At 46.6% G+C, this 14997-nt stretch carries 5 protein-coding genes and 1 pseudogene; 4 read left to right on the top strand and 2 right to left on the bottom strand.

The window, feature by feature from the left end:
- Window positions 1-232: 232 nt before the first annotated feature.
- A complete protein-coding gene (locus AAHH42_RS10975) occupies window positions 233-7417 on the bottom strand; it encodes an FG-GAP-like repeat-containing protein (RefSeq protein ID WP_342221121.1) in 7185 nt (2394 codons plus the stop codon).
- Window positions 7378-12324: a hypothetical protein gene (locus tag AAHH42_RS10970; protein WP_342221120.1), complete on the bottom strand. Its 4947-nt coding sequence runs from the start codon at window positions 12322-12324 to the stop codon at window positions 7378-7380. Before AAHH42_RS10970 ends, AAHH42_RS10975 begins: the two co-directional genes overlap by 40 nt.
- A gap of 192 nt (window positions 12325-12516) precedes the next feature.
- On the opposite strand from AAHH42_RS10970, the gene AAHH42_RS10965 reads away from it, so the two are divergent.
- The 4 genes and pseudogenes from AAHH42_RS10965 to AAHH42_RS14865 all read left to right on the top strand — a co-directional run.
- Window positions 12517-13491 carry an IS110 family transposase gene (locus tag AAHH42_RS10965; protein ID WP_342221038.1) on the top strand — a complete coding sequence of 325 codons (975 nt, stop codon included), beginning with the start codon at window positions 12517-12519 and terminating at the stop codon, window positions 13489-13491.
- A gap of 401 nt (window positions 13492-13892) precedes the next feature.
- Window positions 13893-14198 carry an IS4/Tn5 family transposase DNA-binding protein gene (locus AAHH42_RS10960; protein WP_342221119.1) on the top strand — a complete coding sequence of 102 codons (306 nt, stop codon included), beginning with the start codon at window positions 13893-13895 and terminating at the stop codon, window positions 14196-14198.
- A 64-nt stretch (window positions 14199-14262) separates the two neighbouring features.
- Window positions 14263-14925, top strand: coding sequence for a hypothetical protein (locus AAHH42_RS10955; RefSeq protein WP_342221118.1), 663 nt, complete (start codon window positions 14263-14265; stop codon window positions 14923-14925).
- A pseudogene (locus AAHH42_RS14865) lies at window positions 14909-14986 on the top strand (hypothetical protein); the annotation flags it as partial. The gene AAHH42_RS10955 and the pseudogene AAHH42_RS14865, both read left to right, overlap by 17 nt.
- Between the last annotated feature and the right edge of the window lie 11 nt (window positions 14987-14997).

Genomic DNA, 14997 nt, shown 5'->3' with positions numbered 1-14997 from the left:
AAACTTTTACACCTGAATTTGTGTCCAAAATTACTTGACCAGAACGTTACCATAGAAGTCCATGTTTTTATACTACAAAACCCCACTTATTCAATCCATAAATGCTGGATTTTAATAAATGGGGCTATCTTTGTGCAAATCATTACTGGCGTTGGCTTAAAGACAAATTCGACTGCCTAAAGAAACCGCAACACATTCTACAACAACACCTTTACACCTCCATGCACTAACGTCAAACTAAGGCTGCCTGGTTTGGTAGTAGGAGCCAACGTGGGGTCACTGATATCGGTGTGGAATGAATGGCCTGCGTGGCACTCCCGGCTTGTGCATCAAAACTTGCCATCGCCTCATTCAGCAGACTCACATCCACTTGGTATTGGCCCGCTGTGATCATTTCGATCTTATTTTCAGTAGACGCAAAATGTCCTTTTAGTGTCACACTACCCCTTTCCCCTACCGCTATTTTTAAATCAGTATGATTTCTCTCAAATCTTAATTCCTCTTTGCTGATCCCCGCGGCAAAAACGAGTTTGTCATATCCGCCGCTGTCCCGCACAAGATCATGCCCATCCCCCGCGGCATACTGATACACATCAGCGCCTGCACCGCCTTGCAAATAATCATCTCCTTGACCACCGTTAATCTGATACCCCCCATCACTGGCATCAAGGAAAATATCGTCGCCAGCACCTAATACCACGCTGTTATCCCGCAAGGTGGTTTCATGCAGGACCATAATATAATCGTTCCCTTCTGTGGTGACTATCTGCTGGCCAAGTGAGATCCGGTTGCTAGCGTCAAAGCACAATTCGGCAACAGCGCTATCTTTTGCCTGTACCCAAAGATGGCGGTATTGCCCAGACTGCTTAAAATTGCTGATGCGGATAGTCGGATGCAAGGCGGGTGCGTCTCTGTGGGTGAGTATTATATCGTTACCCTCCTCTTCCAGCCGGATCTCTTTTAACAGCCACGGTACTATCAGGTTATCTGACGCAATTTCACCTCCGTTGGTACTACCGTCGTCCTGATTATCAATCACAATATGACGAGATCCTGGGCCAATGAGGTACTGATCCATCCCCCCATTGCCTTTTAGCCTATCGCTGCTAGAAGAATGCCATAACCTGTTATTCTCTGTATCTCCCGACAAAAGCGTAGTGGATAACCTGTTGTCGTGGCGATCCCCCTGCAGCCTGGTGCTAAATTTTGTCCCGACATACGCCAGTTGTAGGAAGTGAGGTATCACGGTCGGGCTATCATGCTTACCGTTAATGCTGACCTTAATCTGTTTTTCACTCTCACGGCTTGGGCTAATAAGTTCAACCTCTACCGATCCTGGCTGCGCCGCGTTCAGCGCAACTCTTCGACTTTGGTCATAGTCAGGAATATACTGCGCAGTCAAATTGAGCTGCCGTGGCCAGTCGCGATTGCTGTTGCGGAATACGGTGGTTGGCCAGCCGGTGATGCATACTCCGTCACGGGTATAGAGTATATACTGATGTTGTCGTGTTTTGTGCTGTGTATCCGTACTCAGGCGATACATGTTTTTTAAATACAATTCAGTGTATTGGCCAGTATCGTTACGTAGGCGCAGCTTCACATCCTGGCCAAAATGCGAAATATCCGCTATCTCTTCTGCATCATAATCCAGGAATACATGACTATCTTCCTGCTCACTCACCTGCTCGCTGAGTACCACACTGGCCGCTTCGTTTCCCCGATGACGCAGAATAGCGTAGACGTCAGTTCCTTTACCTCCGGCGGCATAACCTCGTCCTAAACCGAGCGTATTATTGCCGTCATCTCCCCTCAGCAGCACCTCGATTTCACTCTGTCCGTAAGCATTTTCAATATTGTTTAACTGCGCGACCTCTTCAACATAGGGTAATGCTTTTAACTGTGCAATCGCCGCTTGCTGGGCCTCTCCATTTAATTGAGCAATGCTATCTAATCGTTCAATGATTTCCTGACGCTGACTTTTACTGTAATAAGCCGCGAGGCCAATGTTGAGTGCCAGCAGATAACTTTTGTTATCAACCTGTCTGCCTGCTGCCACTAAGGTATCGCTTTTATCCGCAAGTTCACTTCCTCCATCGAGCAGACTCGGCATGGTAGGCGCCGCTTGACCCAACAACAGAAACCTGTCGGCCAGGTGACCCCCGGTAAATTTTTTCGTGCCTTGGCCTATGTCGAAGTCATTTTTCTTCGTCAACTCACCGATGGCCGTATCGTTACCCCCGCCTAGACTCACCTTGTTGACCGACTCAGCTTCCGACGGGCGGTGGAACGGTGTGTGGACGATTTCACCTGTGGTACCGAGTGACCTGAACTGTTTTTCACCGTTTTCTTCTATCATATCCACGAGTTGATATTCACCCCGTGGCGCGAACAGGTTCTGGCGCGCCGCCTCTCGCTCCTCCCCAAAGGTGCCGTCGGCCTGCCCCTCTGCGATCGTATAGCGGCCATCATCTTGTATCACCAGCAAATCCGCCTGCCCATCATCATTGGTATCACGCAGCTGTATTTGCCTACTGTTAAAATCTTTTGTACGCAGCAGCGCGGCGAGCCCGCTATGGTGTTGCACCGCTTTAGCGATAAAAGGGGCCACTCTGTCTCCGCTGCCCGCCAATATGTATAGGGCGCCGGTTTGGGTCATAGAGACAATATCGTCATTGCCGTCACCATTAATGTCACCGCTAATACTATGAAGATAGTTAACAACGGAAGCAGGACGCGGTGATAGCGTCGCTAGTGACACGGAAGTTGCCGCCTCGAACGTGCCCCCCGCCTGACCATAATGAAGGTTGACATCACCCGATCTGCTACCCTGACGGAGAGGAACCCCGCGGGTAAAGGAGACCAAATCTTTCCGGCCATCTTTATCAACGTCCGCCAAGACCCAGGGCGTATCATCCAAACGCGACAGCTTCATGCCTGATGTCTGTTCGCGATGGCTAAAGGTACTGTCTTTATTGGCCACATAAATCTGTAGTGGAGCCTGATTGTCACCACTGACAACCAGATCGTCCCAACCATCACCGTTGATATCTCCGACCCCCGTGCGTAGTGTCGACCATTCGATGAGCGGGGGGATGCTGGTGATATGCTGTGGCGCACTATAGCCATCTTTAACCGTATATTTTACAAAATGGAAACCACTTTCCTGAGAAAAATAGCCCATCTCAGTATGACCATCGCCGTCAATATCGATAGCGATCGTGCGGTAGTCATTCTGTAAGGGATTCAAGCGCGTTGTAAGTACCTTTTCACCGGTCGAAAAAGTGCCTGTTGGCAGCTGCGCACCAATAAATCCTTTTTTAAGTGCCGTTGCCGGGAGGGGCTCGGTCTTATTATTAAGATCAATGACATCGTCAGTTTCCTCCAGTTCAGGGGTGTAATAGAAGAGAGCGGAATTCTTCATTTTTACGCTCCCAGGCAGTAGGTGCAGCGAGTGGTTGCCGTGCTGATATTTCGACAGCCAGGCGTTCACTGCATCCTGTCGCCTGTCCGGTGTATTGTCGGCAGGCAAGATCCCGTCCTCGATAAGATGCTCGTGGCCGGCGATGTCGGTGGCCACTATTTTTGTATACTGATTCTCTTTTATCTTCAGCTTTCCTTTACTCTGATAGAGAGTGTCAATAGTGATGTTGGCGCGTAAGCGCATTTTCGCGGTCTGTTCCTGTTGAGCAGCGAGGGCGATTCTGGCAGCCTCTTCTGTTGCATGGTGTGCCAGGTTATTTTGGATCCACGTCGATTGTTGTTGCCCGAAGAAAGCACGGCTGCCGGCGAGGAACCTCTCCCAACCGCTCAGATTGACCACTTTTTTAATCTCTTCCACTTCCCGCATCGCAGAATAAATTCCTCCCACCATCAGCAGGACGGCACCGAAGGCTAGCCCAACGGGACCGGCGATACTGGCTGCCGTGCCACCGATAGCAAAAGCGATGGGCACACTAATGCTGATCACCGCCCCCGCTAACGATAATGAACCGGCGACGATTAAATCCTGCCGTTGTTGTGGATCGGTGGTGACCGCCAATTGACTAAACGAACGGAGAACCTGGTAGAAATCAAAGCCACTGGATAATGCCCCGAGCAACGGCCCGCCAAAACGCGCCAGCTGCAGTTTAAAGCCGGAGCGCACTCCCAATTGCGTCAGACGACTGCCCCACTGGCTGAGGCCTGCCTGTGTCAGATCAATCACAATGTTCGAGGTAAAAGAGGCTATCGCGAGATCTTTTTCAAAGGTCAGTGCGGCCCGCTGCTCAGCTGTCAGCTCCTTACTTTCTAACAACTTGTCGTACCTGGCAATATCACTGAGCGCACGCAGATAAGCGTAGCCCTGCATTGTGTTACCTGCCCGGCCGGTAAAGCGCTGTAGGCCCGTACCTGTAAGATCTATCGGTACGTTTTTAAGTGCAGCACCTAATGTCGGGGCAACCTCCAGTCTCAGTGTAGGTACCCGGCTACCCGCCCTATCCGGTATTGGCGCCACCGGCTGAGGTTTGAAGATCACCTGACGGCCAATAATCTCCAGCTGTGCCAGTGCACTGTCCCTGGCGGCAGTATTGTTGCTGTCCACCAGCAGGCTGGCCATACTGCCTTGGGAGGGGAGTTGCTGGCGTAGAAAACACACCGCCTGTTGCACGTCAGCCTGACTGTAATCAGCCTGGTGCAAATAACGTGACAATTTTTTGGCATCAAAACGCAGCTTTTCAGCTAAGGCGGTGGGGGTCAGTCGTTCGAGATGATCGATAGAAAAAGATTTACCGTCTATCTGGGCACCCATTCGACGCAACAGTTTTACCGGTAAGGTGACTTGACTCAGGGTGATATCCGGAGCCCGTGACAGTCGTTGCCCGTCGGTTTGATAATCGCCCAGCAGCCGTTGTAAGGATGCTAGTGCAGAGAATTGACGGCGAGCGGACGCTATGTCCACTTTATACAGGCTCACTTCCGTAGAGGTATTCAGCTGGGTTCGCAAGGCAGCCACTAGCGCCTGGCGGTTTTCATTAGCCTCCGCGCCATTAATCTGCATCAGCCCGACACGGGGACGATAGAGAGAAAAGTGGCCATTTTCTTTGACAGAGAGTGCCAGTACCTGCTGGTTGACCTTTAATAGATAATGGCCCACTGCCAATTCAGTATAGGTTGCGGGTAAGCTTTGACGGCTAAAAATAGTGGGATGCGCCTCAGGGAGCATGCGCAAATCATCAAATAGCTGCCGTAATTGCCGCACCTGGCGGCGGTCATAATCGGACTGTTGACCTTCGACGGCTTCTTCATTCAACCGGGCGTGGGTAGTCAGCCCGGTTAAATAGTTTGCAACAGCAGGGGCGCCCTGTTGATCGGCAGCCAACAAACCGAGTCCCAGCGCAGTGGAAAATGTTCTCGCATAGCGGCTCTTATCACCGAGAAACAGTGCTTGTGGCGCAAGATCAACCCTCACATCAGGCCATTGTGCTTCAAACGTTTTCCAGTCGGTGATGGCACTGACCTGTTGCTCGCTCCAGTTTTGGCTGCGCGTCAGCGCCCGCTGGCCGCTTAAACCCGCCAACTGTGTATGGACACCTCGTAATTGTAACAGTTGTACGACATTATTACGCCAGAGCTGATAAACCCGCGGCTGACTCAGGGCTTTTGCGATTGCCTCTTGATTCAGCGAACCATCCCGACGATGAAAGAAATCAGTCAGGTTTCGACTTTCCTCTGCATCCAGTGTGCTAAGCTGCCGACGATTAGCATGCAATGCATCCATTAATTCGAGTACCTGCCACAGGCGAAAGGTTAAATGGTTTCTGGCTCTCGGGAGATCAGCAGAATCGACAGGACGTAGCGACTCATTGAACGCTGCATTACCACCGAACAAGCCTGTTGGCCTTGACGTGCCAAGTTGCATAACCAGAGGGGCAACAACGGTATGGCCTTCAGGTGATAGACTCAATGGTGCCATGTAATCAATAGTAACTTCACTCCGGCGAGGTAACGGTTCGTTGTTTGCATCAAGATCGTTGATAACAGTCATGTAATCTAATGTAACCCGGAGATTTACCGGATTAACACCGGCTAAATATTGATGAATAAAACGGCCTATTTTTTGCTGGGTATCAGGCAATGTTTGGCCATTCCATTGTATGTTTGATGAAAAGCTTGATTTATCACGGATAAACAGCACCTGTGCGTGTTGATCCGTTGGCAAGGAAGCTATTTGCTGCCTAAACGCTCGCCGTACGAGTTCTGAACTTGCCAGTTCAAGCGGATTTCCATTAGGTGAATAGATAACGCCATTAATATCGACGAGGTGTCTACGTGTTTGATCCTCTCTTAACCATTGACCCGCTGCAATCATGGCATTCTCATCATCTGGATTCACCACCGCAATTTCATATGCATACAAAACATGACCGGCGGGTGGGATATGGGAAGGAGAGGCACGTAGGTTCTGATCAAGAGCAGGGTAGTGCCTGTGTTCATAGTGACGAATATTCTTCAGGGCATTAAATGGGGTGATTTCACTGAGATCCAGTACAAGCAATCCCTTATTTTCAGCTTTAATAAATAAATAGTTGTAGGCGTCTGAATTAATGCCGGCAAAAGTTTGCGTCTCTAGCGATGAAAGTTCTTCATGGAAATGTTCACGTAGATCATCAATTTTGACCGCTTTTGTACCATCACCGTTAACTAACCATATGCGATTAGAAGGAAGGCCGGTACGAGGAACAGAAACGTGTATTTCAGCTGATACTGTCATGCCGCCTACTGTTGCATTATCTGGATTGAGGACCTGATTATCTGCTATTGGCACCGCCTCCATGCCTCGTGTGTCGATTAAATAAACGAATCCATCTTTTTGTCTTCGCCGTAATGCACCAGATTCATCATCGTCACTCTCATCCCCGGAATCAAAACTATAATACTCATCGTCGTCCTGGTAACCATAGTGGAAATGCTCTGCTGATCCTGTATTTTCACGACCATATTTATACGCATCGCCATAGGCAGTACTGGTGCACAATGTTATATCGGTAGTATGCTGTTCTGTGTGTCCACTACTAAATGCTATCATTTTTCCGTGGCTTGCCAATTCATCGGGTGTGCGGTGATCGCCACGAAATACTCCGCTGATATCCGTTCTAAACAGCGCGTTTTCTCTATTACGTTGATAACCGAGGATTTGAGTATAGGCGCGAAGAAATTCAGGGCTAAAATGATAAATGGCGCTGTGGTGGCTGCTAGGATGCCCTCCTACACTCTTCTGAAGAGAAGTAAGAATAGGCGTTGTGACAGCTGTTATGTTATCGAATCTATTGAGATTATTGGGATTCATCGAAGCCACCCGATGATATTCTGCCCACACAGGAACCTGGCCAGTACTAATCAATGCAGATATGAACCGCTGGCGCAGTTCACCCGACATATTGTAGCTACCCCATAACATTTCAATGCTTTTTTTATCCTTCTCTGGATGTAATCTTTTAAGTGTTTCGAGTGATTGTCTCTCGTCTTCTGTAAATGGCCACCCGTAAATATTTTTCGGCCAATAACCACTTTCCTGATAATTACCTGCTGATGCTGTAGGGAGCTGTGGTATAGCAACTGGAGGGGCTGGAGGCAGCGCCTGTTCATGGGGGGGACCACAATAGTGCCAAATTCCACCCTGGTTAGAGAATGGTACTTCTGACTATCTGGTTGTCCAGGCCTGATTGACGCAAGACTGTAACCATAGCTCTGAATACCGTTTAGCAACGTCTGGTAGTCATTGAGTCTGGTCATTGCAGGAAAATTAAATTGCCTGAGGAATGCTACCGCTGCAGCAGTTGAGTAAGAGGGGTCGATATCCTGAATTCTTTGGACCAATAGCGCCAATTGCGTTGGTGCTCCACCAGGCAAGCCTGTTGATCCTGGCGCGCCAGGTGGCACAACAAGAAGGTTGTCAACGATATTGCCTGTAGGTGATGCACTCAATGGCGCCAGATAATCAATAGTGACTTCACTCCGGCGTGGTAAAGGTTCATTATTTGCATCAAGATCCTCGATAACAATAATCTGACCTAATATAACGTGGAGATTTACCCTCTCAACACCGTTTAAATGTTGATGAATAAAATGGCTAATCATCTCCCTGGTATCAGCCAGGGATTGGTTATTCCATTGTATTTCTGATGAAAATACCTGTTTTGTACCCAAAAACAGTACCCGCACCTGCTGCCCAGGGGGTAAGGAAGCCATCTTTGCTCTCAACGCTTCCCGAGTAGTTGCTGCACTTGCCGATTCAAGCTTATTTCCATTGGGTGAATAGATATCACCATTAATATCGACGAGATATCTCCGCGCTTGATCCTCTCTTAACCATTGACCGGCTGCCCTCATAACCTCCTCATCATTCGGGTTCACCACCGCAATTTCATCTGCATCAACGGCATGACTAAAGGGGAAAACAACAGCGGGAGCTATACTGTCTGAGTGTGCGTTATCGATTGCCTGTCCTCCTTCAGCAACTTCATTTTGCCGGATGAGGCCAAGGGCGACTAAAGTGCCAAGTTCAACACGGTTTATCAATTCCTGGACAAAGACGGCGAGATGTCCTGATATTTGTTCTTTCAGCAAATGTGGGCCCGGATTAACAGGCACCGCTGTTTCCACAGCAGTAACCGGATAGGGGAAAGATAGCTCGGTACCGTCCGCAAATTGGTAACGTACCCCCTTATAGGTTTCTAAATTATTTTCTAAAACACGAACATTGCGTTGTAATAGCCTTTTTCTATCCTCAGAGAGAACAGGTATTGTCAGCAGTACGCATGAATTTTCCTGATCTCCAAGTGAAATAACAGTAGCGGTTATAGCCGTATTATCCAGCAATTCCATGCTGAACACGGCCCCTTGCCTGACAGCTCCCTCTATCCCGCCGCGCCTTATCGATATCAGATAGGGATTGTTTGACAAAGGGGCCTGGACACTGAGACTGGATGATTCTATATGTAAGCGCATGACGCCTGATATTTTTAATTCGAAACGTCCATCAGGTTGAGCATCTACACGTGCAAATACCCGCCTGCCAGCGCCTATTGGTACGGCAACCATGCTACCGTTATCCTGCTGAATAAAACGCCGATTTACCATTAAACGGCCTTCTTGCAATTCGATACGAAGAGGTAGCATAGACTCACTCAATGATGTAAGGAGTGATTGTTGAATAATTGCCCTCGCCTGTAGATTAAAATAGTGTTCCGGCGGACCGTTATATTGAGCATAATCAAGAGGAAGCTGGTTTATGATTTCATTCAGTGCATTTTCTGTACGTTGAGTTAACCTCTGTGGGATGAGATTGCTGATAAAATCATCAACTACTGATTTTAGTTGTTCGTCTAGATCAGCAGGTATATTTCCTGAATTGACTAACGCCTGTAATGCTAATACCTGTAAGTTAGGTGTGATTAGCCAGATCAGTTTCTCCATGGCTGAGGTGGTATTTACTGAAGGCTGCGAAAGCTTTTCAATGTGTTCGATAATGCTCAATTTGAGACGACGGGTGTAAGCACTCCGTAAAAGAGTACCTAACCGTAGAGACTCTCTGATACTTTCTTTTAACTCTCCAGGTGTTGCCCTCTCTACCACGGCTGATTGCCTAATCTCTCCTGTCTGGACGAAGTAGGTCTTGTCTATAGGTCCACTGACATGGATAAGTCGCCAGAATTGAGTATCACTATTCTGCCCGAAACCAGAGACTTTTAAACCCAATTCATTATTTTCGTATACTATCTGCGCCAATTGGCTGTTTCCATCCGATGTAGGCAATGCCACCATCTGACCAACGTCTTCTTGAGAAAAATTCCGATTGGCGTGTAAACCCTGCCTTTTTCGTTCTATACGGAGAGCAATCAGTGGTTCCTGCACGGCTTCTGTGAATAATTTTCTAACAATTTTAGCCGACTCTTGCCGAATGAAGACGTCTTCTGTCGGAGTGAAGTGCGTTGTTTCAAGATTTAGGAAATAGTCATCCAGTGTCCGTGTTAATAACTCCTGAGTTAGCCTGGGTAAAATTTTATCTCTGATTACGCTAGTAAGGCTGTCCTTCAGCTGGTTCTTTTCTTGTAGAGAAAAGTAGGTTAACTCCCTTAATTTATCGAGTATGGATGCGTGTATATCATCCGGTAACATGCCTACCAGCATATTGATTGCTGCTACATCACTGTCTGGGGGAGCCTGGACCATCCGGATGACGTTAAACTCAAGTACTGAACGCAAACGGGCTAAAACTGCCGCGGATTTTCTTTGCAGCTGTAATCGTTGAAAAGTATCGTCGATCGTTGCCTTGAGCTTATTTAACGGAATGAACTGTTCCGCTATTTTTGTCGGTGGCAGATTATCCTGGAAAGATAAACGGCTACCGTCTGCAAGTTGGTAAATTGGGCGTCCATAGATTTTTTTCCCCTCACGCAACATCATAGTATTGCGTGGTAAGCTCGCGCGTTCTGCTTCGGAGAGTTGTCCCCGTATCTCCAGTTCTACCAATGGATTTTCTTCTGATCCGATGGCCAAGACTCTGGCCGTTACTGTACGTGCGGTCTTGCCTTCGTGAACGGTAAAGGTTACATCTTCTTCTATTTTTTCTATTGTTGCACTTTGCGTAGTTGGCCTCTCGGTTAGAGAATAGTGGACCCTTGAAAAGGGAACTTTTACGTTATACGAGGGAGGCTGATCTGAATTGATTACCGTGTTAAGTACTTGAGCAGGAGGTAGAACTGGCCCTTGGGCTTGCAGGGACCATTTTTGGGAAATGCCCGATGCTTTTAACATGAAACTGTTATTTTCAAATGCTATACGGGCAAAGTATATTCTTCCTGCACCATCAGGTACGGCAACCATGTGCCCAATGTCCTGTTGAGTCAAAGGACGATTTATTTGCCAGCCTTCTCCTGCCGCCAATTTCTCTACATGAAGGGGAATCAGCGGTTCATCGAATGCCTGGGTGAATAATGTGTTTATAATTTCATTCGTTTTTTGTGCAAAGAATTCATCATCCCATACCCTTTCAGGTTTATCTGCCTGAATGATATGTTGACATACGCTATTGTCTAATAATGATTGAGTTAATCGGGGTAAAATTCTTTCCCTGATACTATTTTCAATCTGTGTGATGAGATCTTCTTTCTGTTGCTGGTCCATGAAGCGTATTGACATTTCGAGTTTTTCTGACAACTCTGGCACAGAAGGAAAAAGGCTGACAAGCCGACTGATTATGTCAGCATCGTTTGTCGGGCGTAGATGAATATTGCGCATAACACTTGCTCTAAGACGCTGGTATCTATCCACATTGTTTAAAATAGTATCAAGTGGCAACTGTTGTTTAATCTGTACCGCTAGAGTGTAGGATGCATCAACAAGCATTGGGCCTGGCAAGGTTGTGCGGAAGAAGCTAGGATGATTGTAAGCGTATTTTTTATTGGAAAAGGACGTATAAATATAGCTTTCAGTGATTGCAGACATTGGACCATTACTGCAGAGCACAAAGTCACCTTCCCACTCGATTATTGTAGCAACAAAATGGGCTTCACTTCTGTTGGGAAGGTTAACGGTGTGGCCCACATCTGCCTGGCAAAAGGCCCGGTTAGCCACCCACCTATCCCCTTGTAGCTCAATAACAAGAGGCACTGGCGGCTCTGTTAACAGGTTATTGAACAATCCCCTTAATTGTTCAGTAATAGCGATATCTGTTGCCCGTTGCTCTATCCGTTCTTCATTCCAAGGCTCATCATGTTGATCATAATCAGGATAGTGTTCCGTTAACATCCCCACGAATCGATCTTTATCTACTCTTGATAAAATCGCTTCTCTTATAGCATGTTCAATCTTGAGGTGTATTTTTCTTAGCAAATAGTCAGGTATTTCCCCTGCCTGTATCCGTTGTTTCAGCGTTGATAGTGCTGGATCTGAAGGCATGAAACGAGCCAGTGCTGCGACGGCCTCGAGCGGATTGGCAAAAAAAGGCAGCATTTTATTGACAATTCTGCGCTGGATAATTTCTGTATATTGCGGTTTTAAGACGTTCTCTAATTTTAGCTGTGTAGTTATTTGTGTTACCGGGATAACAGGAGTTTCGGCAAGGGGAGAGTGATCCAGAAAAGATAAATCAGAGCCGTTTGGAAATTGGTAAACAGGCCGCCCATAAATCGTTTGCCCATTGTACTGAATAAGAAAATTGCGTTGTAACCCGTTTTTCTCCTCTTCGGAAAGGGCCGGCATTTTCAGGATCACAACGGGACCTTGTTCGTTGTCTGTTATTGAAACGACTTCCGCCCTTATATCTTGATTATTAACTTTCAAAGGTTGATGATCCCCAACTGATCATTGGGATGTCACCGGAGAGTTTGTTTGCGCCCTTAGGCTTAAAGCTTGTGCAGTCAGATAAAACCCCGGTGACATATTTATCGTCGCCTGTAAGACCGAACGGTATCTTGTGCTAAGAGCACGTATTTATAAGGAAGGTCGGGGCGATCATTTAATTATCTGTTTTTCATGGGAGAATCAGCCATGGACAAGACCGCAGTGGGTATTGATGTTGCCAAATTAAAATTCGATGTTGCAGTGTGGGTAGAGAGAAAAAAGTATAAAACAAAAGCATTCCCGAATACCCCCTCTGGATTTAGCCAACTACTGAAATGGCTTATCCCTTACGGGGATTGTCATATTTGTCTCGAAGCCACAGGGAGTTACAGTGTTCCACTGGCTATGTTCTTAGTTGATAATGGCATTGACGTCAGCCTAGAAAACCCATCACGTATTCATGCCTTTGGTGAGAGTGAACTGAGTCGGAACAAGACGGATCAGGGGGATGCAAAAATGATAGTGCGCTACTGCGCACTGCATACACCTGTCCTCTGGACTCCTCCTCCCTTGAGCGAACGTCAATTAACCGCGCTAGTACGCCATCTAAAGAGTTTAGAGGAAATGAGGCAAATGCAAGAAAATCGGCAATCAGTGGCTGACGATGTCGTTCAATCCTCACTGCTTGAAATCATTTCTGCACTTAAACAACAAATCCAGGCCACCAAAGAAAAAATAAAAAACCATATCGATAACGATCCTGACTTAAAGAAAAATAAAGCGTTGCTGGAGAGTATTCCTGGTATCGGTGAAATACTAAGTGCCAGTTTGCTGGCGTATGTGGGTAATGTGTCAAAATTCACTAACAGTAAGGCAGTGGTGGCCTATGCCGGGCTTAACCCAAAACTTTGTGAATCAGGTTTATTTAAAGGACGGAGCCGCCTATCAAAACGGGGTCATACCGAGCTCAGGAAAGCGTTGTATATGCCCGCTCTGGCTGCCCTTTCTTGTAATCCGATAGTGAAAGCACAGTGGCAACGACTCGTATCACGCCATAAAGGGGGTAAAATGGGCGTCTGTGCAGCAATGCGCAAATTACTCCAACTGGCGTATGGTGTGCTGAAATCAGGCATCCCATTCGATACAAAAATAGCACTTGCATCATGATGGGCAAGACGGTATCTGACGTAAAAAAGGGTAATTCAGCCACCATCAAATTGCGAATAAATAGTTCGTTAACCTTGTTAAAAAAGGATAAATATCACCCATGATTAATTGATTGTCCTCCAACCCTGACTGATCTCTTTAAGCGTCTTTCTATGAGATTTGAGATGGTGTTTCATTAATTTGATATCGTGCAAATAGGGCTCCGTTTGGGAAACGGAAAATATTGTACGTTAAGATGATTTTTTGTACTGACTGATATGGCTGAACGACATAATAATGATTATGCACTATATTGAGAGAATAAGGCGTCAAGGCTGCAATTTAAGTCCCTTCTTTTGCTTTTGGCTTGTGCCCATTTATGTTCAATGGGATTGAGGTCTCACTTTTACCCACAAAGTTGAATGAAAAATGATTCAGGTGAAATTGGATTATTGGTAGAGTCAATAGTTAAATCAGGAAACAGGCACATGAAAACAGTAACGGGTAATGGAAATGAGTGGATCCGGGAAGAATTTCATCAAATTGATTTCGGAGATAAACGCCTTAAAGAGCGTTTTTTTGAAACAGCGGGCTTATTATCATCAAAAGCGTCAGGTTCAATTTACCCAAGCTGTCATGGCTCCTGGTCACAGGCCAAAGGAGCTTATCGATTTTTTAGCAATGAGAGAGTGAGCGAGAGCGCGCTATTCCGTACACATTGTGTGTAAACACAAAAACGTCTGGAGGGGCATTCACTGGTTTTTTCTCTTCAGGACACATCAGAGTTGAACTTTGACTCACATAAAAAGAGAGGGGTTGGGAAGTCTATCTCAAGCCTATCACAAACATAAAATGGGGTTGATGCTTCATGCAAGTTTGATGGTAACTCAGGAGGGCTTGCCGCTTGGGTTATCCTCGCTTAAATGCGGGTCACGTGTTTCCCGAGAGGAAACCCCTCAGGAAAAACAGCGGCGGCTTTATCAATCGACAATGAAAGAAAAAGAAAGTATTAAGTGGATAGAGACCCTCTACGAGACAGCGGCGCTGATACCCAAAGATACCTGCTTAATCACGCTGGGAGACAGAGAAGCGGATATTTTCGAACTTTTTCGGGTTGCAAGCTCACTAAAAACATTTTTTATTATCCGCAACCGGAAAGACAGAAAATTTATCGATGAAAAGGGAAAAAAAACAACGGTGCAAACCGCCTTGTCAAAGACGCCGATTTTAAAAACCATAGCACTCACCCTGCCCAAAAATCAGCAAAGGGTAGCAAGAACGGCTTATGTGGATATTCGCTCCATTTCAGGCTGGCTCCCCATTAGAAATAATCTAGTTTATGGGCCTACCAATAAAGACGCTTCACGGCATATCCATGAAAAGGTTCACGTATCTGCCATCAGTGTTAAAGAACAGCCTCCTCCAGAAGGAGTAGCGCCTGTCGAATGGGTATAGACTGAGATGGAAGATAGAAGAGTTCTTCAAAACACTGAAATCAGGATGTTGTGTTGAACAATGTCGTTTAAA

This window comes from Candidatus Fukatsuia endosymbiont of Tuberolachnus salignus (genome assembly GCF_964030845.1).
Taxonomy (GTDB): Bacteria; Pseudomonadota; Gammaproteobacteria; order Enterobacterales; family Enterobacteriaceae; genus Fukatsuia; species Fukatsuia symbiotica.
This window is presented reverse-complemented; position numbering and strand designations above follow the sequence as displayed.